At 65.4% G+C, this 25,838-nt stretch carries 24 protein-coding genes and 1 pseudogene; 22 read left to right on the forward strand and 3 right to left on the reverse strand.

Translation table 11 applies throughout. The features are described from left to right. Positions 1-744 precede the first annotated feature (744 nt). The 11 genes from RSO01_RS20625 to RSO01_RS20675 all read left to right on the forward strand — a co-directional run bounded on the left by RSO01_RS20625 (position 745) and on the right by RSO01_RS20675 (position 12,408). Entirely contained in the window at positions 745-2,850 is a 2,106-nt protein-coding gene (locus RSO01_RS20625) for a hydantoinase/oxoprolinase family protein (protein WP_147151340.1), read from the forward strand. Continuing rightward, entirely contained in the window at positions 2,837-5,041 is a 2,205-nt protein-coding gene (locus tag RSO01_RS20630) for a hydantoinase B/oxoprolinase family protein (RefSeq protein ID WP_147151341.1), read from the forward strand. Before RSO01_RS20625 ends, RSO01_RS20630 begins: the two co-directional genes overlap by 14 nt. Before the next feature lie 9 nt (positions 5,042-5,050). After that, positions 5,051-5,905: a fumarylacetoacetate hydrolase family protein gene (locus RSO01_RS20635; RefSeq protein ID WP_147151342.1), complete on the forward strand. Its 855-nt coding sequence runs from the start codon at positions 5,051-5,053 to the stop codon at positions 5,903-5,905. A gap of 3 nt (positions 5,906-5,908) precedes the next feature. Next, positions 5,909-6,667 (forward strand): SDR family NAD(P)-dependent oxidoreductase, encoded by a 759-nt coding sequence (locus RSO01_RS20640; protein WP_147151343.1) that lies wholly within the window; start codon positions 5,909-5,911, stop codon positions 6,665-6,667. A gap of 61 nt (positions 6,668-6,728) precedes the next feature. After that, the gene (locus RSO01_RS20645; RefSeq protein WP_170303226.1) at positions 6,729-7,946 is read left to right on the forward strand and encodes an ABC transporter substrate-binding protein; all 1,218 of its coding nucleotides are present in this window, start codon (positions 6,729-6,731) and stop codon (positions 7,944-7,946) included. A gap of 40 nt (positions 7,947-7,986) precedes the next feature. After that, a complete protein-coding gene (locus tag RSO01_RS20650; protein ID WP_147151345.1) occupies positions 7,987-8,853 on the forward strand; it encodes a branched-chain amino acid ABC transporter permease in 867 nt (288 codons plus the stop codon). 2 nt (positions 8,854-8,855) lie between these two features. Beyond that, positions 8,856-9,869 carry a branched-chain amino acid ABC transporter permease gene (locus RSO01_RS20655; RefSeq protein ID WP_147151346.1) on the forward strand — a complete coding sequence of 338 codons (1,014 nt, stop codon included), beginning with the start codon at positions 8,856-8,858 and terminating at the stop codon, positions 9,867-9,869. Further along, positions 9,866-10,300, forward strand: a complete 435-nt coding sequence (locus RSO01_RS20660) for a DUF3830 family protein (protein WP_147151347.1) — start codon at positions 9,866-9,868, stop codon at positions 10,298-10,300. Before RSO01_RS20655 ends, RSO01_RS20660 begins: the two co-directional genes overlap by 4 nt. Positions 10,301-10,302: 2 nt before the next feature. Then, entirely contained in the window at positions 10,303-11,034 is a 732-nt protein-coding gene (locus RSO01_RS20665; RefSeq protein ID WP_147151348.1) for an ABC transporter ATP-binding protein, read from the forward strand. After that, on the forward strand, positions 11,027-11,752 hold the full coding sequence (locus RSO01_RS20670) for an ABC transporter ATP-binding protein (protein WP_147151349.1): 726 nt from the start codon (positions 11,027-11,029) through the stop codon (positions 11,750-11,752). The genes RSO01_RS20665 and RSO01_RS20670 overlap by 8 nt, the downstream gene beginning before the upstream one ends. Positions 11,753-11,763: 11 nt before the next feature. Beyond that, the gene (locus RSO01_RS20675) at positions 11,764-12,408 is read left to right on the forward strand and encodes a helix-turn-helix domain-containing protein (protein ID WP_147151350.1); all 645 of its coding nucleotides are present in this window, start codon (positions 11,764-11,766) and stop codon (positions 12,406-12,408) included. Between the two features lie 22 nt (positions 12,409-12,430). Here RSO01_RS20675 and RSO01_RS20680 read toward each other — a convergent pair whose 3' ends face one another. Continuing rightward, on the reverse strand, positions 12,431-13,327 hold the full coding sequence (locus tag RSO01_RS20680; protein ID WP_147151351.1) for a LysR family transcriptional regulator: 897 nt from the start codon (positions 13,325-13,327) through the stop codon (positions 12,431-12,433). Positions 13,328-13,512: 185 nt separating this feature from the next. On the opposite strand from RSO01_RS20680, the gene RSO01_RS20685 reads away from it, so the two are divergent. The 5 genes from RSO01_RS20685 to RSO01_RS20705 are packed head-to-tail and all read left to right on the forward strand — an operon-like array spanning position 13,513 to position 18,338. Further along, a complete protein-coding gene (locus RSO01_RS20685) occupies positions 13,513-14,049 on the forward strand; it encodes a TRAP transporter small permease (protein ID WP_170303227.1) in 537 nt (178 codons plus the stop codon). Then, positions 14,049-15,329: a TRAP transporter large permease gene (locus RSO01_RS20690; RefSeq protein ID WP_147151353.1), complete on the forward strand. Its 1,281-nt coding sequence runs from the start codon at positions 14,049-14,051 to the stop codon at positions 15,327-15,329. Before RSO01_RS20685 ends, RSO01_RS20690 begins: the two co-directional genes overlap by 1 nt. Positions 15,330-15,351: 22 nt before the next feature. Further along, positions 15,352-16,386: a TRAP transporter substrate-binding protein gene (locus RSO01_RS20695; protein ID WP_147151354.1), complete on the forward strand. Its 1,035-nt coding sequence runs from the start codon at positions 15,352-15,354 to the stop codon at positions 16,384-16,386. A 48-nt stretch (positions 16,387-16,434) separates the two neighbouring features. After that, positions 16,435-17,187: a 2-amino-5-chloromuconate deaminase CnbZ gene (gene cnbZ / locus RSO01_RS20700; protein WP_147151355.1), complete on the forward strand. Its 753-nt coding sequence runs from the start codon at positions 16,435-16,437 to the stop codon at positions 17,185-17,187. Positions 17,188-17,195: 8 nt separating this feature from the next. Next, positions 17,196-18,338, forward strand: coding sequence for a RidA family protein (locus tag RSO01_RS20705; RefSeq protein WP_147151356.1), 1,143 nt, complete (start codon positions 17,196-17,198; stop codon positions 18,336-18,338). Positions 18,339-18,610: 272 nt separating this feature from the next. Here RSO01_RS20705 and RSO01_RS20710 read toward each other — a convergent pair whose 3' ends face one another. Next, positions 18,611-19,759 (reverse strand): hypothetical protein, encoded by a 1,149-nt coding sequence (locus RSO01_RS20710; protein WP_147151357.1) that lies wholly within the window; start codon positions 19,757-19,759, stop codon positions 18,611-18,613. Positions 19,760-20,069: 310 nt separating this feature from the next. Here RSO01_RS20710 and RSO01_RS50320 point away from each other — a divergent pair. The 6 genes and pseudogenes from RSO01_RS50320 to RSO01_RS20735 all read left to right on the forward strand — a co-directional run. After that, positions 20,070-20,243 (forward strand): annotated as a pseudogene (locus RSO01_RS50320) (FAD-dependent monooxygenase); the annotation flags it as partial. A 39-nt stretch (positions 20,244-20,282) separates the two neighbouring features. After that, positions 20,283-20,855 carry a hypothetical protein gene (locus RSO01_RS20715; RefSeq protein WP_507763593.1) on the forward strand — a complete coding sequence of 191 codons (573 nt, stop codon included), beginning with the start codon at positions 20,283-20,285 and terminating at the stop codon, positions 20,853-20,855. A gap of 446 nt (positions 20,856-21,301) precedes the next feature. After that, entirely contained in the window at positions 21,302-22,252 is a 951-nt protein-coding gene (locus RSO01_RS20720; protein WP_170303228.1) for a Bug family tripartite tricarboxylate transporter substrate binding protein, read from the forward strand. Positions 22,253-22,272: 20 nt separating this feature from the next. Continuing rightward, complete coding sequence (locus RSO01_RS20725) at positions 22,273-23,109, forward strand: phytanoyl-CoA dioxygenase family protein (RefSeq protein ID WP_170303229.1); 837 nt, start codon at positions 22,273-22,275, stop codon at positions 23,107-23,109. A 1-nt stretch (position 23,110) separates the two neighbouring features. After that, positions 23,111-23,875: an SDR family NAD(P)-dependent oxidoreductase gene (locus RSO01_RS20730; RefSeq protein ID WP_170303230.1), complete on the forward strand. Its 765-nt coding sequence runs from the start codon at positions 23,111-23,113 to the stop codon at positions 23,873-23,875. A gap of 13 nt (positions 23,876-23,888) precedes the next feature. Next, positions 23,889-25,256, forward strand: coding sequence for an MmgE/PrpD family protein (locus RSO01_RS20735; RefSeq protein ID WP_147151362.1), 1,368 nt, complete (start codon positions 23,889-23,891; stop codon positions 25,254-25,256). Positions 25,257-25,393: 137 nt separating this feature from the next. Here the strand turns inward: RSO01_RS20735 and RSO01_RS20740 are convergent, their stop codons facing one another. Next, positions 25,394-25,726, reverse strand: coding sequence for a GatB/YqeY domain-containing protein (locus tag RSO01_RS20740; RefSeq protein ID WP_147151363.1), 333 nt, complete (start codon positions 25,724-25,726; stop codon positions 25,394-25,396). Positions 25,727-25,838: the final 112 nt, after the last annotated feature.

Raw genomic sequence — 25,838 nt, forward strand, 5'->3', positions numbered from 1 at the left:
CTCGCAATCTCATCGGCCCCGCGGCAACCCGTCATGATCACTGTGCAGAGCTACTAGCTCGCTGAGCAGGCTCCCAGCGGGAGTGGCTGATCCAGTGCATCTGAGTCGCGCGCGAGGCGAAGTGGCCTATCGAAGCGTGTTTTCAAGTGATCGCAGAGGTGCTCGGCTGGCCGTCTCATCCGTGTCCGCTCGGGGGCAGTCTCTGACGGACCGCTCAACGTGACCGGTCGTGCGTTGACGTAAAACAAGCTACGCGCATCGGTCACAGTGACCGCGGACCGTCTAGTAATCGTCTAAAGGCGCCGTTCGTCATCGGCTCCAGGCTGGGCGGCGATCGCTCGTCAAGTTCGGATAACCCATGGAAAGCGGGCACAACAGCGGAATTTGACGGCCCTAGCGACGAAATACGCGTGTCTTCCCATGTTCCAAACGCATGCCATGCGTCGCGATGAAGATTGAAGCAGCGCCGAGAAAGCCCCTCGATCAATAACAGTGTTTAAACCTTTGCATGCCCAACCGTTGCTCGAATCAGCACGCAGTGGCCAATTATTGCTTCTTGTAAGAATGCTGGTCGTTTTCTACGAATTTCGTCGTGACCGCCTCCGAATGCATGGCGCCACCTTGCGCAAGTGGCGGCGGGCCTGAAATGCCCCGCGTGGCAGGGTGGGCAGTTGTTGACGGAGGTCTGTTTCAGTGTTTCACTGAAAAAAGTGAAAAACTGAACGCCAGCGGAGACCAGACGACGTGTACACGATAGCGGTCGATATCGGCGGCACCTTCACGGACGTGATCGCGATCGACAATCGCAGCGGCGATACCGCCATGGGCAAGGCGCTGACCACGCCGGGCGACCTGCAGCAGGGCGTCCTCAACGGGCTCGCCGATGCCGCGGCGAACCTGTCGACCAGCGTGCCGGCGCTGCTCGGCCAGACCGAGCGCATGGTCCACGCCACGACCCAGTCCAGCAACGCGGTGTTCGCCTTTAGCGGGGCGCGGACGGCCGTGCTGACAACGCGCGGCTTCGGCGACACGCTGACCATCATGCGCGCCACCGGCCGAGTGGCGGGGCTCAGCGTCTTCGAGCGCCATCATTACCGGGCCACCGCCAAGCCGCGCCTGCTGGTCGACGAGCGCGACATCTTCGAGATTCCCGAGCGGGTCGACGCCGAGGGCGAGGTCGTGACGCCGCTGGACGAGGCCGAGGTGGCCCGCGTGGCGCGGCTCCTGGTGGAGCGGGCCTATGAGGCGGTTGCCGTCGCCTATCTCTTTTCCCACCAGAACCCGGGGCATGAACGGCGCACCGCGGAGATCATTCGGCGCGAGGCGCCGCAGCTCTACGTTTCGGTCTCCGCCGACGTGGCGCCGGTCATGGGCGAGTACGAGCGCAGCGCGACGGCGCTGTTCAACGCCTATGTCGGGCCGGTGATCGACAGCTATCTGTCGCGTCTCGAGCGGACGCTGGCGGACAAGGGGCTCAAGCAGAAGCTGCTCATTGTGCAGGCGAATGGCGGGTTGGCGACCGTGGCGCAGACCGTGCCGATCTACACGATCGAGTCCGGCCCCGCGGCCGGAGTCGTCGGCACGGCGCACATGGCGGAGCGGCTCGGCCATCGCAACGTCATCGCCACAGACGTGGGCGGCACGACCTTCAAGGTCGCCATCGTCGAGAGCGGGGCGTGGAGCTACAGCACGCAGACAGTCCTCAACCAGTACCAGCTCCGCCTGCCCATGATCGACCTCGCCTCGATCGGCGCCGGCGGCGGCTCGATCGCCTGGGTCGACGGCCAGCGCCTGCGCATCGGCCCCAAGAGCGCGTCGGCCGATCCGGGGCCTGCCTGCTACGGGCTGGGCGGCACCGAGCCGACCGTGACCGATGCTGACGTGGTGCTGGGCTACATCGCCCCCGACAATTTCCTCGGCGGCCGCATGAAGCTGCATCGCGACCGTGCGATGGACGCCATCCGCACCCGCATCGCCGATCCGCTGTTCGGCGGCGACCTGATCGCGGCGGCGGCGGGCATCCGCAAGGTAGTCGATAGCCAGATGGCCGACCTGATCCGCAAGTGCACGCTCGAGCGCGGCTACGATCCGCGCGACTTCGTGATGATGGCCTATGGCGGGGCGGGGCCGGTGCATGCCGCCTCCTACGCGGCCGAAGCCGGCGCCACCAAGCTGCTGGTGCCGTATTTCGCGACCGTGCATTCCGCCTATGGCGCGGCGCTGTCGGACATCCGCTTCAGCCTACAGTTCTCCGAGCCCATCGTGCTGCCCAACGATGCGGCGCGCATTGAGAAGATCTTCAAGGACATGGAGGCTAAGGGCACGGAGGCCTTGGAGCGCGCCGACGTGCCGCCGGCCAACCGGCGCTACAACCGCTGGGTCGAGGCGCGCTATCGCCGCCAAGTCCACCAGCTGCGCATTCCGGCGCCCGCCGTCATCGACGAGGCGACGCTGGCGCCGCTGGCCCGAGCCTTCGAGCGCGAGTACGAGCGTCTGTTCGGGCCGGGCTCGGGCATGGCCGATGCCGGGATCGAGCTCGTCAACTACGGCGTCGACGCGGTCGGCGTGGTCGACAAGGCGCCGTGGAAGGAGGCGCCTCGCGGCGGTGCCGTCGCCCCGTCATCGACGCGCGACGCCTATTGTCCGCTGCGGCAGGCCATGGTGCCGACACCGATCTATGACGGGCCGAGCCTGCCGCCCGGCACGGAGATCGCGGGCCCCGCGGTCATCGAGCATCCCGGCACGACGATCGTGATCCTGGCAGGCCAGAGCGCCAGCATCGACGCCTTCCGCCACACCCACATCACCATCGCCAGCAACGACAAGGGAGGCCGCGATGGCCGCCAGTAATTCGCGGATCGATCCGGTCACCTTCGAGGTCCTGAACCATCGCCTGCTCAGCATCACCGAGGAGATGGGCATCCAGTACATGCGGTGCTCCGGCTCCAACGTGCTGATCACCGGCAACGATGCGGCGACCGCCATCATGCAGCCGGATGGCGCGCTGGTGTCGGTCGGGCCGTACATCGTGACCCAGGGCAACGTGCTGCCCCTGATCGTCGACAGCACCAAGCGGCTCAGCGCCGACGTCGGCATCAACGACGGCGACATCTTCATCTGCAACGATCCCTATCTCGGGGCCATCCATCATCCGGACTTCGCCACCGTGGCCCCCATCTACTGGAAGGACGAGCTGATCGGCTGGATCGGCGCCTCGGGCCACCAGCTCGACACCGGCGGCATGGATCCCGGCGGCTTCTCCATCAAGGTGGTCGACGTGCACCAGGAGGGCCTGCGCATGCCGCCGGTCAAGCTGGTCGACCGCGGGACCATGCGCGAGGACGTGCTGCGCTGGATCATGAACCAGGTGCGCGATCCGCTGGTCGGCCTCGACGTGAAGGGGCAGGTCGCCGCCCTCAACACGGGCCGCCGCCGCATCATCGAGCTGATCGAGAGCTGGGGCGTCGAGACGGTGAAGGCGGTCATGGCCCAGTCGATCGACCATGCCCGCGAGAAGCTCAGGAAGCGGCTCAGCGAGCTGCCCGACGGCGTGTGGCGCGACGTGCAGTACATCGACCATGACGGCCACGAGACCAAGATCTACCAGATCGTCTGCACCATGACGAAGAAGGGCGAGGCATTGACCTTCGACTTCGAAGGCACCAGCCCCAACGCCCGCGGCCTCATCAACTCGACCTATTCGGGGCTGCAGGCGGCGGTGTTGTCGGCGGTCTACATCAACCTGTGCTGGGACATCCCGTGGAACCGCGGCGTGCGGGACTGCATCGAGCTCGTCACCAAGGCCGGCACGGTCAACAACTGTGCCTATCCGGCGCCGTGCGCCATGGCCACCATCTCGGCGGTCATCGTCACGATCGACGCGTCGTGGCGTTGCCTGTCGCAGATGCTGATGGCCGACGAGCGCTATCGCGAGCAGTCGATGGCGGTGTGGTCGGGCACGTCGATGGCGCCCATCTTCGCCGGCACCAGCCAGCACGGCTTCCCCTTCGCCGCCACCGAGATGAGCCACTTCGGCGGCGGCGGCGGCGCCCGCACCTACGACGATGGCGTCGATACGGCGGGCATCGTGTTCAACACGACGCCCAACATGCCCAACATCGAGGACCAGGAATCGGAATACCCGGTCCTCTATCTCTTCCGCCGGCACCTGCGGGATTCTGGTGGCCCCGGCCGTTATCGCGGCGGACGCTCGGCCGAGCTCGCCTACACGGTGCACAAGGCGCCGGACAATCGCCTCGACGGCCTGTTCGCCGGCACCGGCGCCGAAATGCCCAACGCCATTGGCATCGGCGGCGGCATGCCGGGTGCGGCGATCCGCATTGCGCGCGTTATCGGCACGGACATCGCGGCGCGCATGCGCGACGGCGCCCCGCTGCCCGACGCGCTGGAGGGGATCCAAGGCAGGCTGGAAATCCTGCCGCCCAAGCACACGCGCTCGTCGATGGATCTGGGCGACGTCTGGTACCACAGCTGGCAGGCCGGCGGCGGCTACGGCGATCCGCTGCGCCGGGACCCCGAGCGCGTGGCGATGGACGTGAGGCGCAAGGCCGTCTCGGCCGTCGCCGCGGCGGATATCTACGGCGTGGTCCTCGATGGCGAGGGGAGCTGCGACGAGAAGGCCACCGAGGTGCGTCGCGCCGAGTTGCGGCAGGCCAGGTTGAAGCAGGCCGTCGCGCCGGACGTCGGCGACGTCGTCATGAGTTTCGCCGGATCGGGGCGGCGGTCCATCGCCGAGACGCTCGCGATCGACTTCGACAAGGGCACCGTGAGGTGCGGCGACTGCGGCCATGTCCATTGCCGGCCGCAGGACAACCTTCTGAAGCACCTGCGGGAGGTGAAGGCGGCGCTGCGCACGGCAGGGCCGGTTCGCGGCGAGGACTACGATGTCGGTCGCTTCCACCTACGCCAGCTCTGCTGCAGCAACTGCGGCAGCCTGGTCGACGTGCAGGTGGCGCTCGACGGCGCGCCGAGGCCGTACTTCCGCATCGACGATTGGCCGGCCGCGGCTGCTGCAGAATAGGGATCGACAATGCTCGTACGTTTTTCCAAGGACAAGACATCGCCGCTTCGCACCGGCCTGCTGGTCGGCGACCGCGTGCACGACATCAGTGCGCGCTATCCGACGGTCGCACGCTTCGTTGCAGCCCACCCCGACGGCTGGGACGCCAAGGCCCTCGACCTTTCTGGCGCGGAGAGCCATGCGGCGGCGAGCGTCCATCTCGGCCCGCCAGTCGATGACGGCGCCTCGGTCTATCTGGTCGGTGCCAACTACAAGAAGCACGCAGAAGAAGCCGGCCTCGACGTGCCGGCGAGCCCGGTGATCTTCATGAAGCCGACGACCGCGCTGGTCGGGCCGCACGATCCGATCCAGCTGCCGCCGATCTCGTCGGAGATGGACTATGAAGGTGAGCTTGCCGTCATGATCGGCCGCGAAGCCTGCCGCGTCAGCAAGGAGGACGCACCGCGCTATGTGGCCGGCCTCACCGTGGTCAACGACGTGACGGCGCGCGACCTGCAATGGGTGATGCTGGGCAAGAACCGCATCGTCGACTGGCTGTCGAGCAAGGCGCTGGACAAGAGCACGCCGGTCGGGCCGGGCGTCGCCAGCCGCACGGCGGGCGCCGACCCGCACAAGCTCAGGCTCACCACCGATCTCAACGGCCAGCGCATGCAGGACGGCGAGACCTCGATGATGGTGTTCTCCATCTGGGAGCTCATCGCGTTCCTGTCGGCGCGCGTGACGTTGCGGCCGGGCGACATACTGTCCACCGGCACACCGGTCGGCGTCGGCGGCTTCCGCAAGATCTTCCTCAAGGCCGGCGACCGGCTGCGCATCGAAGTCGAGCATGTCGGCGTGCTCGACAATCCGGTGACGAAGGCCTGAACGATGGCCGACTTCGCCGGGAAAGTCGTCCTCGTGACAGGCGGCACGCGTGGCATCGGTTTGGAACTGGTGCGCGCTTTCGCGGCGGCGGGAGCGATCGTGGCGTTTGCCGGCAAGGCGTCAGAGACGGTCGAGGAGGGACGACGCCGGCTGAGCAGCTCGCCGGGCGTGGCGGACAGGCTGCACGGCTTTGTCGCCGAGCTCGCCGATGCCGCAGCGCCGCGCCGACTGGTGGACGAGGTCGTTGCCGCCTGCGGCGGCATCGACGTGCTGGTGTGCAACGCCGGGCTCGTTGGCAGCAACGATCTCTGGGCGCTGGAGCCGGAGGAGTGGGACCGCATCGTCGCCGTCAACCTGCGCGCGGCCTTCTTCTGTGCCCGTGAGGCTGCCGTCTCCATGCGGGCGCGCGGCGGCGGCAACATCGTCAACATCGCATCGGTTGCGGGCCAGATCGGTGGCGCCGCGACAGGACCGGCCTACGTGGCGTCAAAGGCAGGGATGATCGGGCTGACTAAGTCGCTCGCCCGGCACTTCGCGGCGTCGCACATCCGCGTCAATTGCGTGGCGCCGGCGGACATCGAGACCGACATGACGGCGGGCTGGCCGGAGGAGCTGCGTCAGCGCCTGAAGGCGATGACGCCGCTGGCACGATTTGGGCATGTAGGCGAGGTGTCGCGGGCGGTGATGTACCTGGCCGGCGAGGGGGCGTCGTTCGTCACCGGCCACACGCTCAACGTCAATGGTGGGATCTACATGGGCTAACAGTGAGGAAAGGGGAGTCGTCATGTCAGTCACGCGACGTCGTCTAGTCGTAGCAGGGGCCATGCTGCCGTTAGCCGGGAGGCAGGCATTCGCCGCCGAACCGGTCAAGGTCGGCGCGCTCTATCCGTTGTCCGGTCAGGTCGCGAAGTCCGGCGAGGACACGCTGAACGGCATCCGTCTCGCCGTCGATATCATCAACAAGAAGTATCCCGACTTGAAGATGCCGCTGGCAGCCGACGAGGGCCTGCCCGGCCTGGGCGGCGCGCCGATCGAGCTGATCGCGGCCGATCATCAGGGCTCGCCTGAAACCGGAGCGGCCGAAGCCGAGCGGCTGATCGTGCAGCGCAAGGTCGCGGCACTGGTCGGCGCCTTCCACAGCTCGGTGGCGGCGACGTCCAGCCAGGTCGCCGAGCGACTGCAGACGCCGTACGTGTCTGGCGAGTCAGAAGCGACGCCTCTTACCGAACGCGGCTATCGTTGGTTCTTCCGCACCACGCCGAGCTCGCGCACGCAGGCGCGCGACTTCTTCACCTTCCTGCGCGACATCAACAAGACGCACAATAATTCGGTCAAGTCGATCGCCGTCGTGCACGAGAGCACGCTGTGGGGCCAGGAGTTCACCAAGTCGGTCGACGGCTATTTCGGCGAGTTCGCGGAATTCAAGAAGTCGATCGTGGTCGGCTATCAGCAGGGCACGGCAGACGTCACCAGCGAGGTGCAGAAGCTGATCGCCGCCAAGCCCGATGCGGTGTTCCACGCCTCGTACGACGCCGAGGCCATCCTGTTTGCGCGTACCTACAAGCAGTACGGCTTCAACCCGCAGGGCATCCTGGCGATCGGCGCCTCGTTCGGTTCGAATGCCTTCCGCGACGCGCTGGGGGCCGACGCCAACTACTTCTTCGTGCGCGAGCACTGGTCGCGTGACCTTGCCGATCGCAATCCACTGGTCGGCCAGATCGCCAAGATGTATCGCGACCGCTACGGCAAGGACATGGACGGCACGCCGGCCCGCGCCTTCACGGCCATGATGGTCTTGGCCGATGCGATCAACCGCGCCAAGTCGACCGACCACGAGAAGATCCGCGAAGCGCTCGCCGCGACCGACATCAAGGGCGACGCGCTGATCATGCCGTGGGAGGGCGTGAAGTTCGACAAGACCGGGCAGAACGTCCTGACACGCGGCATCTTCGTGCAGACCCTCGACGGCACACCGAAGATGGTCTGGCCGGCGGACTTCGCCGTCGCCAAGCTGGTCTGGCCGCGGCCGGCCTGGCGCTGAGAACGGACGGATCGATGCCGGAGCGCGATCGGGAGAGGCCATGTCGGAGCAGTTGATCATCCAATTGCTCGTGAGCGGCCTGGGCATGGGCTTCATCTTCGCCCTGATCGCGATCGGCCTCACACTGATCTACGGCGTCATGGGCGTGGTGAACTTCGCCCATGGCGAGTTCATCATGCTGGGCATGTACGCGACCTACCTTGCGTACGTGACGTGGGGCGTCGACCCGGTGCTCAGCCTGCCGCTTGTCGTCGCCTTGATGTTCTGCTTCGGGCTGGTCGTCTACTACGTGCTGATCCGCCGCGTGCTGCAGGGCAGCATGCAGTCGCAGATCTTCGCCACCTTTGGCCTGATGGTGTTCCTGCAGGCTGCTGCGCAGTTCGTGATGGGTGCCGATTACTTCGCGGTGCGCAACAGCTGGCTGTCGGGCGTGGTGAAGCTGGACGGGGTCGTGCTTCCGGTTCCCCATATCGCTGCCGTCGTCGGCGCCTCGCTGGCGACGGTGCTGCTGTACCTCCTGGTCTTCCGCACGTCGGTCGGCCGCCAGCTGCGGGCGGCGTCGCAGGATGCGCAGGCGGCGGCGACCCTCGGCATCAACGGATCGCTGATGTACGCCTTCGCCTGGGGGATCGGCGCGGCCTGCGTGGGCGTCGCGGCATCCCTGCTGGCCAACTTCTATTACATATTCCCGCGCGTCGGCGCGGTGTTCGTGCTGTTGGCTTATGTCGCCGTGGCGCTGGGCGGCTTCGGCTCGATCCATGGCGCGCTGCTGGCTGGCGTGCTGATCGGCCTGATGCAGGTGGTGATCGGCTTCTTCGTCAGCTCGGAGCTGAAGTACGTGCCGGTCTACCTGCTGTATCTTGCCGTGGTGCTGGTGCGCCCGCGCGGCCTGTTCGGGCGAAGCTAGGCATGATCCAGACAACCAGCTCGCCGTCGCGCGCACCTCTCGTCGCCCTCGTCGTCGTGGGCGCGATCCTGCTCCTCCTGCCGCTGGTCATCGCCGACCGGCCCTTCGAGCTGCGCATGGCCACGCTGGTCCTGCTGTTCGCGACCATGGGGCAGGGCTGGAACGTGCTAGGCGGCTATGGCGGGCAGATCTCGATCGGCCATGGGCTGTATTTCGGCCTCGGCGCCTATACCTCGGCCGTCCTGTCGGTGAAGTTCGGCGTTAATCCGTGGCTCGGCCTGCCGCTCGCGATCCTGGTGCCGACCTTGTACGCGGTTGCCATCGGCATTCCCTGCTTCAGGCTGCGCGGCCACTACTTCGTCATCGCCACGCTGGTGGTGGCCGAATCGATGTTCCAGGTATTCACCGTGTGGGACTGGGTCGGCGCCGCGATCGGCCTCGAGCTGCCGGTGCGGCCCGACGGCTGGCTGAACTTCCAGTTCCATCGCGACAAGACTCCTTACTATTACCTGGCACTTGGACTGCTGGCCGTCGTGACCTTCGGCATTTGGCGCATGGGGCAGTCGCGGCTGGGCTTCCTGCTGCGCGCCGTGCGTGACGACGAGGAGGCGCTGCGCAGCCTCGGTTTCTCGCCTCAGGTCTACAAGTCCATCGCCATGGCGATCAGCGCCGCGATCCTGGGGGCTGCCGGCGTTTTCCATACGCAGTACGTCCTGTTCGTCGACCCGTTCAGCGTGCTGGGGCTGCATCTGTCGGTGCTGGTGGCGCTGTTCGCCATCCTCGGCGGGGCGGGCACGCTGTTCGGTCCGATCCTGGGCGCCGCCATCCTGGTGCCGCTGTCGGAGTATTCGCGCGTCGCCTTCTCGGGAAGCGGCCGCAACGTCGATCTGCTGATCTACGGATTCCTGATCATGGTCATCGCGGTCTATCGACCGGACGGCGTGATCGGTTGGCTGAGCCGGTCGGCCGGCTCCAGGCGCCGTGCGGGCGCTTCCATGAAAGGACAGGGTCAATGAAGTTCGAGATCACCTTCAAGCGCGGCGGAACGCTCAGGATGACGACGTTGGATGCCGCGCCCAAGACGGCGGCTGCGGTCAAGGCCGAGGCGCCCATCGAGACCATGGTCTACCAGGCGCGCTGGTCGGGCCGTGAGGTCGCCATGCCGGTCAACTTCAAGCACAAGCCGCCGCGCGAGAACCAGAGCATCCGCGCCAATATCGGCGACGTGATCTACTTCCAGGAATGGCCCGACGCCTACGACCGGTCGGGCTTCGAGAATATCGGCATCTTCTACGGCGCCGAGATCGTACGCGAATGGCGCGGCGATGCGCCGGTGAACGTGTTCGGCCGCATCGATCCCGCCCAGTACGACCTGCTGCGCGAGATCGGCGATCGCGTGTGGCGGCAGGGCGGCGAGCAGATCACGATTCGCTCGGTCGAGGACTGAGCATGGCCGCGACGTTGTCGGTCCGTCAGGTGTCGCGGTCGTTCGGCGGTCTGCAAGCTGTCAACTCGGTCTCACTGGACGTGGCGGCCGGCGAGATCCTTGGCATCATCGGGCCCAACGGCGCGGGAAAGTCGACGCTGTTCAACCTGATCGCAGGCCAGCTCAGGACCGATTCGGGAACGGTCGAATTCGAGGGGCGGCCGGTCACTGGGCTGGCCACCGAGGCGCTCGTCCGATGCGGGCTCGCCAAGACGTTCCAGACATCGCGGCCGTTCGGCACCATGACCTTCCTGGAGAATGTCATGGTGGCGGCTCTGTTGCGCGTGCCGGGGATCGCCACGGCCCGCCGCATCGCCCTTGAGCAGCTTGAGACCGTGGGCCTGGCCCATCGTGCCGATGTGCCGGCGGCCTGGGCGAGCACGGGCCAGCGCAAGCGGCTGGAGATCGCGCGGGCGCTCGCCACGCAGCCGCGCATGCTGCTGCTCGACGAGCCGTTCGGCGGCGTCGACCTGCCGTCGGTCGATGCGCTGATCGACCTCCTGCAGGCGGTGCGCAGCCGGGGCATCACCCTGATGGTGATCGAGCACAATCTCGAGGCCGTCCACCGGCTGGTCGACCGATTGATTGCGATGCACCTGGGCGAGGTGATCGTTAGCGGATCGCCCGAGCAGGTGACGCGCGACCTCCGGGTCGTGCAGGCCTACCTTGGCGCCAGCGAGGCGGCGCATGCTTGAGGTCGCCCATCTGGATGCCGGTTATGGCGACCATCAGGTGCTGTGGGACGTCTCCATCCGCGTGGCCGACGGCGAGGTGGTGGCGCTGCTCGGTCCCAACGGCTCGGGCAAGAGCAGCCTGATGAATTCGGTCTCGCGGCTGGTGACGCGGCTGGGCGGCACCATCGTCTTCGACGGCGTGGCGCTGCACGAGCTGCCCGCCTACAAGCTGCCGCGTCACGGCCTGTCACATGTGCTGGAACGGCACCGGATGTTCCCGCAGATGACGGTGCTGGAGAACCTCCAGCTCGGCGCCGGGCCGGGAGCGTCGCGCGACAAGGTCGCCCGCGGCCTCGACAAGGCCTATGCGCTGTTTCCCCGCCTTCGCGAGCGCACCCGCCAGGTGGCGGGCTCGTTGTCCGGCGGCGAGCAGCAGATGTGCGCGATCGCCCGCGGGCTGATGAGCGAGCCGCGCCTGCTGCTGGTGGACGAGCCCTTCATCGGCCTGTCGCCGCACATGCGCGCCGAGGTGGATGCCGCCATTCGGCGGATCAACGGCGAAGGTGTGGCGATCCTGCTGATCGAACAGAACGTGGCCGTTTCGCTGGCGATGAGCCATCGTGCCTATATCCTGCGCGAAGGTCGGGTGGTACTGGAAGGCCGGTCGGCTGAACTGGCGGCCGGGGACGCCGTCCCGCAGGCCTTCCTTGGCCGCATTCAGCCCGCCCGCCCCAACTAGGAGGCGACGGCGTGTCGGTCGGAACGAGAGAAGGCAACGTGCCGGAAGCGAGGAAGAAGAAAACCGCGGCGCGCAAGCCGGAGGCGGCCGTCAAGGTCCGACAGGGAAGCCTCGGCAGCATCATCCGCAAGGCTCGCCTCGAGCGGCGCATGGTGCTGCAGGACCTGGCGGACAAGGCCGAGCTGTCGATCAGCTTCCTGAGCCAGGTCGAGCGCGATCTCCTGTCGCCCTCGGTCAGCGCCTTGAAGCGCATCGCCGATGTGCTCGATATTCCCGCCGGCTCGTTGATGTTCGGCGCCGAGACGCGCAAGGGCGGCGTCGGCATCGGGCTGGTGCGGGGCCACAGCCGCAAGCGCGTCGTGTTTCCCGATTCGCGCATAGAATACGAGATGCTGACTCCCGACCTGCGCCGCCGCATGTCGGTGCTGTGGCTGAAGGCGCCGCCACACGCGGAGAGTGGGCCGGTCTTCTCCCACAACGGCGAGGATGCCGTCATCGTGCTGAAGGGCCGGCTGGAGGTCGAGATTGGCGGGGTGTGGCACGAGCTCTCCAAGGGCGACAGCCTGTACTTCGACAGCGAGCTGCCCCACCGCTGGCGCAACAGCTCCAGCTCGGTCGCCGAGGTCATCTGGGTGTCGACCCCGCCCTCATTCTAGCCTGCCGCCGGGGCGCGCATGGTCAACGCAGCGTCGGCAGGGTGGCGTGCAGGTGGTTCAGGAAGCCGGCCGTGGCCATCGGCAGGGTGCGCCCCTTGAGGACGCAGACATCGACCGTCGCCTGCTGCAGCTCGCGGTCGGTTAGGGGAACGGCCACGACCTGGCCGGCCTCGATCTCGCGCTTGACGGTCAGCCGCGGCAGGTAGGTGATGCCGCAGCCCGAGCGGGCGAAGCCGCGCAGCGCCTCGATCGAGTTGGTCTCGAGCGTCGGATTGAGCGTGAGCTGCGCCGTGCGGCAACGCGTGTCGAGCAGTGTGCGGATGCCGAAATGCTTGCGCGGCACGGCGACGGGATATTGCAGCGTGTCGCTCAGGCTGAGACGTCGCTGCCTGGCCGCCGGGTAGCCCGCGATCATGATGGCGAACAGCGGATCCTTGAGCCGCATGGTGCGATGGATGTCGGCCTCGGGGCTGGAGGTGAAGGCGACGCCGATATCGGCATCGCCGTCGCGCACCGCGGTGATCACCGACTCCGTGCCGGTGATCTCGAGGCTGATGCTGACGCCCTGGAAGCGCTTGCGGAAGGTGGCTATGGCATGGGTGAGCCCGTTGGCCACGACGCCTTCGACTGAGCAGATGCGCACATGGCCCCGCCGCAGGCCCTTGAGATCGTCGATCTCGGAATTGATGCGTTCCTCGTCGAGCAACGCCGCCCGCGCATAACGGGCGTACAGCTCGCCGGCGGAGGTCGGCACGACGCCGCGGGCGTGGCGCTCGAACAGGGGCAATCCGAACGTGACTTCGAGGTTTCGCATCTGTCGGCTCAGGGCCGAGGGAGCGATGTGAAGGCGATCCGCTGCTTCCCGGATCGAGCCGGCGCGGATGACCTCGTTGAAATAGCGCAGGGCCGTCAGTGACATGGGTCTCCGTCGTTTTCTGATTTTCAGAACGCTAGGAGACAAGCCATCGCATGGCAACAACAGGGGCAGACCGTTGCCGAAACGGCAACGCTTTGTCGTCGAAATTGATCTTGTCGAGAACCGCCCCAGGCATTCTGTTTGCTTGCACAAGGAAGACGGAAACCGGGGGACGAGAGAGTTCAAAGTTGACTGAGTGGCTCAAGAAATTCCTGCACGCGCTTGCAGCCGTGATGCTGCTGGCGATCGTCCTCATCGTGCTGCTGAACGTCGTCCTGCGCTATTTCTTCAATATCGGCCTTGGCTGGACGGAGGAGGCGGCACGCTTCCTGCTGATCGCCATAACGTTCGTCGCCGCCGCCGCCGCGGTGAAGGAGTGGGGGCACTTCCGCCTTCTCATCGCGACGAAGTGGATGTCGCCTCGCGGCCTCGTTGCCGTCCAGATCTTCGCCATCCTGGTCGTGCTCGCCGTGTCGGCCGTCCTGCTCCGCTACGGCATCGCCATCACCCAGGTGAGCTGGTCGCAGACCTCGCCGACCATGGAATGGAAGATGGGATATCTCTATTCGATCGTTCCGGTGTGCGGCGCCATCATGATCGTCTTTGGGCTTGAGCATCTCTGGAACGTCATCCGGGGCAAGTCGACGCCTCTGCAGAGCACTGCGCACGATCCGCACGCCACCCATCCGGCGCAGTCGGCTGAGAACCTGGAAGGGCCTGTCTGATGGCAATAGCGGTCATGGTCGTCGCCTTCGCTATCATGCTGATCCTGACGACGCCGGTGGCGTTCGCCATCGCCGGCGCCGCCACGCTGGGCCTGATGATCGGCGACACGGCGCCGCTGCTGGTCGTCCCGCAACGCATATTCGCCGGCGCCGATTCGTTCGTCCTGCTGGCCATTCCGCTTTTCATCCTGGCCGGCGCCCTGATGGAGACGGGCGGCATCTCAGCCCGCCTCGTCGACCTCGCGCGCGCCCTGGTCGGACATATTCGCGGCGGGCTGGGCATGGCCGTCGTCGTGGCGGAGGCCTTCTTCTCCGGGATCTCCGGCTCGACGGTCGCCGATGTGTCGGCCATCGGCTCGCTGATGATCCCCTCCCTGAAACGGATGGGCTTCAAGCCCGATCGCGCGGTGGCGATCGTGTCGGCGTCGTCCGCCATGGGCATTCTCATACCGCCCTGCCTCGTCATGGTCGTCATCGCGCAGATCGCCGGCCTCTCGGTGGGCGCGTTGTTCCTGGCGGGCTTCGTGCCGGCGGCCGTGCTGGCGCTCGCCTTGATGCTCCTGATCTACTTCCAGGCGCGCCGCGACGGCATCGGCGGCGACAAGCGGGCGACCTGGCGGGAAAAGGGACGGGCGTTCGTGGCTGCGCTCGTGCCGCTGATGATGCCCATCATCGTGTTCGGGGCGATCCTGAGCGGGATGGCCGACCCGACCGAAGCGGCGGTGCTCGCTGTCGCCTATGCGTTCGTGATCGGGGTGTTCGTCTACAAGGAGATCCGCTGGAGCCAGTTGCCGAAGATCTTCATCGACAGTGCGGTGACCAGCGGCGTCGTGATCTTCATGGTGGGGGCCGCCTCGAGCTTCTCCTGGATCCTCGCCTTCGAGCAGGTGCCGGCGCAGCTCGCCCACCTGATGCTGGATATCTCCTCGTCGCCGATGGTCTTCTTCATTCTCAGCATCGCGATCCTCACGGTGCTTGCCGCGGTGCTGGAAGGGCTGCCTGCGATCATCATCTGCCTGCCGATCTTCCTGCCGATCGCCGCCCAGTTCCACATCGATCCGCTGCACTACTCGATCGTCGTGGTCGCGGCCACCGGTCTCGGCCTGTTCCTGCCGCCGATCGGCATCGGCCTCTACATCGCGAGCTCGTTCGCCAATCTCACTGCTGAGCAGACGTTCAAGGCGATGATGCCCTACACGATCGTGCTCGCTCTCGGGATGGTCATCCTGATGATCTTTCCCTGGCTCACACTTGTAATCCCGCGTCTTGTCTTTGGCTGAGGCCGCCCTGGAGGATGGAGCAATGACTGAGCGAAAAATTCTGCATGCAAGTCGTCGTCGGTTTCTGAGTGGTTCCGCCTCGGGCGCGGCCGCCCTGGTGCTCGCGTCGCGCGGCGCTCTTGCGCAGCCCGCGATCGTGAAGCTGCCGAAGAAGATCACGATCAAGGCGGCGACGATAACGGCCGAGTCCTTCCCCTACGTGGACGGGCTGCGGTACTGGAAGAAGGCCGTCGAGAGCCGCACCGGCGGCGATGTCGACTTCCAGGTCTTCCACACGGCGCAGCTCGGCGACGAGCGCACGGTCAACGAGGGCATCCTCGCCGGCTCGATCCAGGTCGGCATCGGTGCAGGTGCGTGGGCAGGCTTCGTTCCCGCCTATAACGTCGTGGAGCTGCCGTTCCTCATCCGCGATCTCAAGCACATGTACAGCCTCGCCGATGGCGCTCTGGGGGCCAAGCTCGCCGAGCAGGCCGCTGCGAAGGGCTTCAAGGTCCTGGCCTATTACAGCGCCGGCGCCCAGCATTTCCAGACGCGCAGGACGACCGTGCGCAGCCTGCCGGACATCAAGGGCCTCAAGATACGCGTCATCCAGAACAAGGCCCTCATCGACGGCTTCCGCGCCCTCGGAGCGGTGCCGACGCCGCTTCCCTATCCGGAGATCTATACCGCGCTTCAGCAGGGCACGGTCGACGGCACCGCGAACGACCTGCTGACCGTGACCTCGGCGCGGCTCTATGAAGTGGTGAAGCTCTTCACCTGGTCCAGCTACGTGGTCGAGCCGCGCCCCGTGATCATGTCGAAGGCGTATTTCGACGCGTTGCCGGCCGATTTCCAGAAGCTTCTCTCCGAGACCGCCCAGGAGGCGGCCGTGCATGAACGCAAGGTCTTCGAAGAGCGCGCGGCAGGCGCCCTCGACGAGGCGAAGAAGAACGGCATGCAGTTCTTCGAGCTCACGGACCGGCCTAAGTGGGTCGAGGCGAGCCAGCCGGTATGGGAGGCCTTCGGCAAGGCGACGCCCGGCGCCGCCGAGCTCATCAAGATCATCCAGTCGACATGAGCTGGATGCCTGTGCCGAAAACACCACCCCTGACAGTCGATGGATAGGATGACAAACTTGGTTTCGTTTGACGCCGGCAACTATCAATTCATTCCAGGAGTCTTCCAGTATTCCGCGGGTGTAAGGGCCGGCGACGGCTTCGAGATCGTTCGCGTGCGTTTTCGTGAGCCACTTCCCCTGGCGCAGGCCTTTCCGGCCGTCGAGGCTCACCTCGCGGCCGCGAATCGTCTGCCGGCTGCCTTTTGCTCCTGCGAGCTTCGGTCGCCGGCGCCGTTCACGGAGGCGGGCTTCGCGGCCTTCAATCGGGAATATGTCGGCTGGCTCGAGCGCTGGGGCCTGATCCGGGACGGCGTGAATCCGGTGGCGCGCACCAACGTCTGCCCGCAGGTCGCGCCGCCCGGCAACGTCACTCTCTACGCCTTTTCCTACACGCGTCCGAAGACGGCGGGCGGCCCCGGCGGCTTCGTCGTAGCCGGCAGCGGCGAGGCTCCCGAAGGCAAGGGCAACTATCGAGACCATGCGATCCGGCTCGGCGATCGCTCGGTCGAAGGTCTGGCGGAGAAAGCCAAGTGGGTGCTGGGCGAAATGGAGCGTCGCATGACGGCCCTCGGCGTGAACTGGGCCGACAATACGGGCACGCACCTTTACACGGTGTACGATATCCATCCTTTCCTCGAGCGCGAGATCGTCGGCCGGGGTGCGTCATCCAACGGCCTGAGCTGGCACTTTGCCCGCCCGCCGGTCCAGGACCTCGACTACGAGATGGACGTTCGCGGGGTGTCCACCGAGCTCGTCATCTGAGTCGATCGATGTCCAAGAAGGTCATACTCACCGACCGGTTGATGCGGCCGATCGCGCATTTCTCGCATGCCTCGAGGGTGTGCAACCTGGTGCATATCGGGGCGGTAGCGGGCGTGTTTCCGGATCTCCGGCTCGCGGGCGACAGCGCCGGCCGCATCGACACCGTCGCGCAGATCGAGCGGATGTTCGAGAATCTCGCGGTGGAACTCGACCTGATGGGCGCACGGTTGTCGGATGTCGTGCGCATCAAGTCCTATATCAGCTTCCCGCGCGACATCGGGAAGTACAAGGAGGCCTACAGCCGGCATTTCTCCCGTATCAAGCCAGCCCATGCGGTGGTCGGTTCATGGGATTTTCCGCTGCCACAGGCTGCCGTGGAGCTCGATGCCGTTGCCGTGGTCGACAGTGGAGTACGGGGTTCCGACGCCGGAGGCTTCCATTATGCAACAGCGTGCCCCATCGATGCCGAGGGAAGAGTCGTCGCCTCGACCATCCGCGACCAGACGATTGGGGCGCTGCGCAATCTCGAGAAGATGCTCGCAGCCGTCGGGCTGACATCGAGGGATGTCTGCAGTGTCCACGTCACTCTCGCGGATCCCCGCGAGCTGCCGCTTGTGGAGAGCGAGTTCCGACAGTTCTTCGGGGACTCCCCGCCGGCCTGGACAGTCGTGGGAGCTCCTCTGGAAAGCCCGGATTTCCGACTCACGATCGAATCGACCGCGACATCGGGAGGAGGGCAGCGCATTGGCAGCAAGCTTGCGCCACTGACGGTGGGCAAGGCAGCGCCGGCCGTCCTGGCTGGCGATACGCTGTTCCTCGGCGGACAGCTCGGTCTGTCGGGAGACGCAGCCGTGCCTGGTGATGTCGAGCAACAGACCCGCAATGCATGGGCGCGGCTCAACAGCCTGATCGACGTTGCCGGCTTCACGCCGGAGTCGATCATTCGAACCAACAACGTTCTTGTGGATTGGCGCGACTATGCCGGCTTCAATGCGGGTTACGGCGCCAACATGCCGGAGCCCTATGTTCCTCGCGCCACGGTGCTCGGCCAGCTTTCCGATGCACGTGCCAAGGTTCAGGTCGAAGGCGTCGCCCATCGCAACGGAGCGGAAGCGACGATCCTGCAAGTGTCGCCGATCATGCGACGGTAGGCCTGCCAGGTCGAAGCCAGTTGCTCAGTACCGGTTCGACAACGTTCGAAGTGTTCTAATCCGAATTTCCGTCGTTCTCCAATGTGCGAGACCTGATGACGACAGAGGACCCCGGCCTGTAGTACCGCCTGCTCCAGACTTCTGAGCAGTAGGGCAAAACGTTTCGAGATCATACGAAGGGTTATTCGACTCCGGCCCCTAGTCAGGAGCCGGTATCTCGATAGCCGGATGGGAGTGGATGACTAGGGCCCCAGCCGACAAGCCCTGCGTCTCTAGGGCAGGCGCATTCCATGGTAGAGCAGATAGCTTGAGCATGCGGCGTGACCAGAGAAGGCGCCGCCCCAGTCGTCCATCATGATCTGTCGCGACCAGCGCTGTCCGACATACCACAGGTTGCCCACGGGATTGCCCTGACGCGGCGGCGGCTGGTCGAGGTACACGATGCTTTTCGCCGGCCGCCAGTGCGAGGGCGGATGCGCGGCCTGACCGTCGAGATCGATGATCCGAGTCGTCATCTGCTGGACGCCCGAACCCTCGGTTTGGAACTGACGGTGGGGAATCCAGCCGTCCGAGAAGCTCGAGGAATAGATCTCGTTGAACTCGAACCGGCCGCGCAACGCGGTCGCGTCGACCGAGTCGATGGCCACGGTCACCACGGTCGAGACCGTTTCCTGCCAGTTCTGGAGGAAATCGCCCAGCCCGCCCCGGTGTTGAGCATTGGTGTAGAACGGCACCACCAGCACCTGGTCCTTGCCGGCGGTGACGATCTGACGGCCCGGCGCCTGGGTGTAGTCATGCCAGAGCTTCCGCCAAGTGGTGAAGCTGTCGTAGCCAGGATCGTAATAGTGACCCTGGGAAGGGTGCGGGGTGAAGTAGATGTGCGGCACCGAGCCGAATTGCGCCGTGCCGCCGGGGGCATTGAACAGCACGCCGAACCATTTGATCGAGCAGTTCTCGACCCGGACAAGGCGGCGAACATAGCTCCATCTGTCCCTGATGATCTTCAGGGGACCCCTGCCGGGCATGGTGAAGCTGTCGATCGCCGTGAAACTGATATCGCTGCCGGTCTCGGAATAGGGCGCCACGTCGTGAGAGACGGTGGCCGTGATCATCGTGACGCCGCCTTGCGCTGCGGCTATGGCGTTCATGCGCTTCAGCGTGCTGCCTGACTTGTCGATCGCGCCGTCGACCGTCAGGCCGGGCTGCGCTCCCTGGAAGATCGTGATCTGGGCGGCGATCTCCGCGATCAGGACCTGCCTTACCGCGGCCCATGTGCCGATGCTGTCCCGTGTCCCGCCGGCGTCGGTGGGGATGGCGTCGAAGAGGTCGCGGATCTTCTCGAGGTCGCTCTGGCGATTGGGGCAGGGTCGCACGCCGTTGCGGATACCGACGGCCTCGCTGATCTCGACTTTCCTTGCCAATGTATCCCCCTGACAACACCTACGCCGAGCCCTTGGAGCCTAACGCAGGACCTTGTTTGCGCGCGTGGTAAATGCCACGTACCGGGCGATGGACCATCTACCATCGGGCTGGCGCCGGAAGACGTCCATGCCTTCTTCCGTCGTCGTGTCGGCTTGCGGTCGCGGTCGCGGTCGCGCGTCGAACGTGAAAGGTTTGACAAGCAAATCGATGCCGGCGTCGAGCCTCGCGCCATGAAAAGCGCCGGCGCACCATCGAGGTGTTGAAGATGCGGAGGAGCCACCACGCCGAGGGCGAGGCACCTTCGGCCGCACAATTTTTGTCGGCGACGCCGCACATCTGATGCCCCCGTGGATAGGGCAGGGCTTGAATGTCGGCATTCGTGATGCCGGGAACCTTGCCTGGAAGCTAGCTGGTGTCGTCCGCGGGCAGTTGACTGCCGCCGTGCTGCACACTTACGAATCAGAGCGGCGTGGACACGTCGAAGCGATGACTAAGCTCGCCGACATGTTCGGCGCCATTCTCATGCCGATCAGTCGCTTCAGGGCGGCCTTGCGGGATCAGTTCTTCCGTCTCGTGCGCCGACTGCCGAGTGTTCGGGACTACGTATTGCAGATGCGCTTCAAACCCATGCCGCGATATCTCGCGGGCTTCGTCTTGGACGAGTCCGGGTCGTCTTCCTCTCCTGTGGGTCGGATGTTCATTCAGCCAACGGTGGAGACGGCGGATGGCCGGTTCGTCCCGCTCGATACCGCATTGGGGGACTGGATGGTTGTCCTCGGTTGGCAAATCGACCCCCGAAGCCTGCTGAGCGACGGTGATCGAGACTTCTGGGACAGCCTCGACGCTCGATTTGTTACGGCGATGCGCTCGCGGAGCCATGGTCGCGATCGATCGATCAGGCATGCCGACCACGTCGAAGACGTCGAGAATCAATTGGCGTCCTGGTTTGCTGCGGCCAACGCATCCATCGTGGTGTTGCGCCCGGATCGCTACGTCGCAGCTGTTGCCACCGCGAGCCAGTTCTCTGACACTACCGCTGCCTTTCGTTCGCTAGTTCGTGGGCGGAGGGCAGCTGAGCCGCCGTCCACATCCTGAAAGGCTTGCGTTCCCGAGCTTGTCTGGCCAAGACAGCATTTGACCGGGATTGTACCCAGAAGCGGCGGCGCTCAAGGCGCTTGAGGAGCGGAGAAGCAACAAGCGGCCAAGTTCAAGGGCGAGGGGGCGAGGACCCCGTCCAGTTCACTCGCATCGTCAGCGACTTCGTCGTGCCAGTCGAGGCCGGCGCGATCCGCGCGCCATCAGCGGCTCGATCACCGGGATAAAGGATGAGGTCACCTGCCTCGTCCGGTGGACCGCACGCGGTGCCACCGAGAGGAATTCGACTTCGCCTGTCGAACGCTTGTTTCTCTGCGATGCGTTGTCGGTTCCTGGATTTGGAATGATACTTGCGATTGGGGAGGGACTGTGGATGTGGAGGGGTCATGATTCGCAAAATCGCATCCGGCGCTCGCGTCGGGCATAGTCGCCGAACCGTTCTTCGCATGGGCGCTGCGTTGACCCTTTCGGTCAGCGCAGGCTCGCTTGCCCGCGCGCAAGGCGCCTATCCCGACAAGCCGGTGCGCGTCACGGTCTCGTATGGACCCGGCGGCGCGATCGACGTGGTTGCCCGCATTCTTGCCGAGCACATGACCAACACGCTGGGCAAGCCGGTGCTGGTCGACAACAAGCCGGGCGCCGGCTCGACGATTGCTGCCGAAACGATCGCTCGATCCGTGCCGGACGGCTACAGCCTGCTCGTGACCGGCATGGCGCATTCCGTGATCCCGGAACTCTTCCCGCAGGTTACGTTCGATCCCGTCAAATCGTTCCAGCCGATCAGCCATCTCGGCGTCATGCCGTTCGTGCTCGCGATACATCCGGCGGTGCCGGCAACGGACTTCGCGAGCTTCATCGCCTACATGAAGGCCAATCCCAACGCCATCAACTGCGGTTCCGCAGGCCCCGGAAGCTCGGCTGACCTCGGCCAGATGCTGTTGGCAAAGAGGACGGCCATCGAGTTCGTGCGCGTGCCGTATCGATCCACGCCGGCCGCCATGAACGATCTCGTCGCCGGCCGTGTCGGCTTCATGATGGACTCACAGAATGTCCTGGTGCCGCATGTGAAGAGCGGCGCGCTGCGGGCGCTGGCGGTCTCCTCGCTCGAGCGCTCGCGCTTGCTGCCGGATGTCCCGACACTGGACGAACTCGGCCTCAAGGGCTTCGAGGCCGGCAGCTGGCAGGCCATGCTGGCGCCTGCCGGCACGCCACGTCGCATCGTCGACAAGATCATCGGCTCGATCGAGGCGGCGCTCAACGATCCCGCGATCAGCAACCGCTACATCGAGCTGGGCTATCAACTGCCCCGAAAGGTCGGGCCCGAGGCGCTGGCGGCGTTCCTAGCCGTCGAAGCGGCCAAATGGGGACCGCTGGCCAAGGCCACCGGTACCGGCTGATCCGAGAAAGGACGAGCCAAGTGACCAAGCTCAGCCAAGCCGAGGTCGACGCTTTCCATCGTGACGGATACTACGCGCCTGTCGACATCTTCAGCGTCGACGAAGCGCGACGTTGGCGGGCCGACCTCGAGGCATTCGAGGCGACGCTGCCTGCGGGACCGGTGTCGGCGGGCAACCGGCGCAAGCTCCATGTCCGTTGTCCTTGGGCGCGCGACCTTGTGGGAGATCCACGCCTACTCGACGTGATGGAGTCGATTCTCGGCCCCGACATTCTGGTCTTCACCAGCACCTTCTTCATCAAGGAGCCCAGGACTGATGCCATCACGGCATGGCATCAGGACGCAACCTACTTTGGCCTGCAGCCCTACGAGCATGTCACTGCGTGGGTCGCGTTGTCGGAGGCCTCGATCGAGGCGGGCTGCATGGAGTTCATTCCCGGCAGCCATCGCTGGGGTCAGCTTGCGCATGGGCGCGATGCCCTTCCCGGCACCATCAATGCCGGCGCGCGCTCGATCAGCCAGTCGTTCGACACCTCGACGGCTGTGTTTGCGCCGGTCAAGACGGGCCAGGTCTCGCTGCACCACACCCTGATCGCGCACAACTCGCCACCCAACGGCAGCAACGACCGCCGCATCGGCTTCGGCATCAGCTATATTCCGACCCACTGCCGCCACAGTGGCAGCAAGCGTATGTCCGCGATGCTGGTGCGCGGCGTGGACCGCTACGGCCATTTCGATCTCGAGGACGATCCCCGGACGTTGAGCGCGACCGCCCAAGCGGAAGCCCATGATCGGGCTTATGCGCGCTACCGCGAGTGTCATGCGGAGCAGGCGGCGCGGTATGGCGTCGTCAACTGACGTGAAACCGCTGCAAGACAAAGTTGCCATCGTGACTGGTGTCTCGTCGCCGGTCGGCATCGGGGCTGCCGTCGCGCGCCGCCTTGCCGGCTCCGGTGCGCGTCTGGTTCTGGCGGCAGATGCTCCGCCCGATCCGATCGCCCAGGAGTGCGCGGCGCTCCTGGGTGACCCCAAGGCTGTCGTTCCGTTGACGGCCGACCTTGGCGATGCATCGGCCGTCGCGGCGATGGTCGCCGAAGCGGAGAAGCGCTTCGGCCGCATCGATATGCTGGTCAACAACGCGGCGGTGCGCGTCAATCGCGCGTTCGGCGACTTTACCCTTGCGGAATTCGACACTGCCGTTGCGGTCAACCTGCGGGCGCCGTTCCTGGCGAGCCAGGGGGTGCTGCCGTCGATGCGCCGGCAGGGTGGCGGCCGCATCGTGCACATCGCGAGCCAGCTGGGCTCGGTTGCCTACCAGACGCGCACGATCTACGGCATGACCAAGGCGGCGCTGATCCATCTTACCAAGTCGATGGCGCTCGAACTGGCGCCGCACAACATCCAGGTCAACGCCGTATCGCCCGGTCCGATCGCCACCCAGCCCACGCTCGACCGCGTGCAGCACGATCCGGAGGAAGCCGCGCGTCGGCTGGAGTACGTGCCGATGGGCCGCTACGGCCGCCCGGAGGAAATCGGCGAAGTCGTCCATTGGCTGCTGACGACGGACGCCTCCTTCCTGACGGGTCACGACCTGATCGTCGACGGCGGCTACACGATCCACTGAGGATCACGCGCGAATGGTCATTGCAGATCGCCCGGAGTACCTGAAGAAGCTGGCTGCCTTCTGCAGCGAGACGACGCTTGCATCGCTCGGTCCAGCCGTCGTCGACCGAGTGAAATGGATCATCGCCGACAGCATCCCGGTGATCGCCGCCGGCATGCAGATGCCTGAGATGAAGGCGTTCGTGGCGAACCATCTCAAGGCGTCGCCGCCCGGCAATGCCTGGGTTTTCGGAGCCGGTATGAAGGCGCCGCCGATCGATGCCGCCCTGCTCAACGGCACGGCTGGCACATGGCTTGAGCTCGACGAAGGCAATCTCTTCGCCAAGGGACACCCGGGCATCCAGGTCGTGCCGGCAGCTATTGCCGCCGCGCAGGAGCTCGGCGCGAATGGCTCGGACCTGCTGGTCGCGGTGGCGACAGGATATGAAGTGTCGTCACGCATCCATCGCGCGGCCAATGTGAAGCTCGCGGTGCATCCGCATGGGACCTACGGCGTCATCGGCGCGGCGCTCGCCGTCGGCAAACTTAAGGGCTTCGACACGGCGCGAATGCTCGAGCTGATCAATGTGTCGGCCACGATGGGAATGACCACGAGCCGGCAGACCCTGCTGGATGGTGCGACCGTCCGGAACATCTACACGGGACATTCCGGCTACATGGGCACGATGGCTACGCGGCTGGTGGAGTGCGGTTTCACCGGCGAAGTCGACAGCGTCGCGGCGATCTACGGCAAGATTCTGTCGGATGCTTTCGACCCGGCCCGTGTCGTTCATGACCTGGGCTCCGAGTGGCTGGTCACGAAGAGCTACTTCAAGCTTCACCCGACCGGGCGTTATGTCCATTCGGCGATCGACGCGCTCGAGGATCTCCTCATAAAGGTGCCCGGTGGTCGTCTCGATCCGGCCGAAATCGCGAGCCTCGATGCGCGCGCCTACATGTTGGCCGCCATGCTGCAGGAGAAGAGCGTGCAGACCAGCTTTGGCGCACGCTTCTCCGTGCCATTCGCTCTGGCCAGCATCATCGTGCGGGGCCGCTCGGGGCTCGGCAGCTTCGACGATTCCGCCGTCGCCAATCCCGTGATCCAGGATCTCGCCAAACGTGTCGTGCTACAGGAGGACGAGTCTTTCACGGCGCGCTATCCGGCCGAGCAGCCCGTATCCATCCGGGCCGTTATGCGCGACGGCAGCAGCTACGAAGGCCACTGTGTCGTTACCAAGGGTGAGCCGAGCCGGCCGCACACGGTCGCGGAACTCAGCGGCAAGTTCTTCGACTTGGGCGAGGCTGTGTGGGGCAAGCCGACAACGCAATCGCTCTTCGACGGGCTGATGCAATTGGAGAAGATCGCGAACTTCCAGGAGTTCGCGAGCAAACTGACACTGTAGCTGCCCCGCTCATGTTGGCTTGCACTATGAGGGTGGCGCGTTGTCTGCAATCCGGCGCGCCAGGGCATGCCGCTGTTATTCTTCGCGTGGTTGGGTTTGCCCCCTTTTGCTCTCCTCTGAGGAGGTGCGAATTTTCGTCACTCGATGTAGCGCCTTGCTATGAGGGCTTCTGCGCGCAAAGCTTCAGCACGATCCATCTCTTCCAGACGTTCCAGCTCGGCGGCCGCACGTTCGCGCTCTTGGACCTCCGTCGATAATATGTGACGCACACGAGACCTGCTCAAAAGCGGCCGTTCGACTTCCGCTAAGCCACTGAGGAAATCGTGGTGGACCGACGCTGTATCGCCCGCTTCGACGGACGGTGCTTCAGCATTGTCGATCGCTGCAACGAGCACTCGGATGACCTTCGTTTCGATATTGCACCTGTCCTTCATTGCCTTGCGCAAATCGGCACGCAGCCGAGCTTTCATTTCGCGTCGCAGGGCGTCCTGCCTGACGGCGACGTCGTCACTTTCTGGGCACGGCAACAACCGAGCTGTCGGTTGCCGCGCATGATCTAAGGCACATACGAACGTATAGGCC

Origin of the sequence: Reyranella soli (genome assembly GCF_007992495.1) — a bacterium.
Lineage (GTDB): Bacteria > Pseudomonadota > Alphaproteobacteria > Reyranellales > Reyranellaceae > Reyranella > Reyranella soli.

Bases quoted from the DNA above. Each gene is read 5' to 3' on its own strand.
- RSO01_RS20680 (WP_147151351.1), bottom strand. From the start codon at position 13,327: ATGTCACTGACGGCCCTGCGCTATTTCAACGAGGTCATCCGCGCCGGC.
- cnbZ (WP_147151355.1), top strand. From the start codon at position 16,435: ATGACAAACTTGGTTTCGTTTGACGCCGGCAACTATCAATTCATTCCA.
- RSO01_RS20740 (WP_147151363.1), bottom strand. From the start codon at position 25,726: ATGAAAGCTCGGCTGCGTGCCGATTTGCGCAAGGCAATGAAGGACAGG.
- RSO01_RS20690 (WP_147151353.1), top strand. From the start codon at position 14,049: ATGGCAATAGCGGTCATGGTCGTCGCCTTCGCTATCATGCTGATCCTG.
- RSO01_RS20630 (WP_147151341.1), top strand. From the start codon at position 2,837: ATGGCCGCCAGTAATTCGCGGATCGATCCGGTCACCTTCGAGGTCCTG.
- RSO01_RS20665 (WP_147151348.1), top strand. From the start codon at position 10,303: ATGGCCGCGACGTTGTCGGTCCGTCAGGTGTCGCGGTCGTTCGGCGGT.
- RSO01_RS20655 (WP_147151346.1), top strand. From the start codon at position 8,856: ATGATCCAGACAACCAGCTCGCCGTCGCGCGCACCTCTCGTCGCCCTC.
- RSO01_RS20640 (WP_147151343.1), top strand. From the start codon at position 5,909: ATGGCCGACTTCGCCGGGAAAGTCGTCCTCGTGACAGGCGGCACGCGT.
- RSO01_RS20670 (WP_147151349.1), top strand. From the start codon at position 11,027: ATGCTTGAGGTCGCCCATCTGGATGCCGGTTATGGCGACCATCAGGTG.
- RSO01_RS20705 (WP_147151356.1), top strand. From the start codon at position 17,196: ATGTCCAAGAAGGTCATACTCACCGACCGGTTGATGCGGCCGATCGCG.
- RSO01_RS20695 (WP_147151354.1), top strand. From the start codon at position 15,352: ATGACTGAGCGAAAAATTCTGCATGCAAGTCGTCGTCGGTTTCTGAGT.
- RSO01_RS20645 (WP_170303226.1), top strand. From the start codon at position 6,729: ATGCTGCCGTTAGCCGGGAGGCAGGCATTCGCCGCCGAACCGGTCAAG.
- RSO01_RS20720 (WP_170303228.1), top strand. From the start codon at position 21,302: ATGGGCGCTGCGTTGACCCTTTCGGTCAGCGCAGGCTCGCTTGCCCGC.
- RSO01_RS20635 (WP_147151342.1), top strand. From the start codon at position 5,051: ATGCTCGTACGTTTTTCCAAGGACAAGACATCGCCGCTTCGCACCGGC.
- RSO01_RS20735 (WP_147151362.1), top strand. From the start codon at position 23,889: ATGGTCATTGCAGATCGCCCGGAGTACCTGAAGAAGCTGGCTGCCTTC.
- RSO01_RS20660 (WP_147151347.1), top strand. From the start codon at position 9,866: ATGAAGTTCGAGATCACCTTCAAGCGCGGCGGAACGCTCAGGATGACG.
- RSO01_RS20650 (WP_147151345.1), top strand. From the start codon at position 7,987: ATGTCGGAGCAGTTGATCATCCAATTGCTCGTGAGCGGCCTGGGCATG.
- RSO01_RS20715 (WP_507763593.1), top strand. From the start codon at position 20,283: ATGCCGATCAGTCGCTTCAGGGCGGCCTTGCGGGATCAGTTCTTCCGT.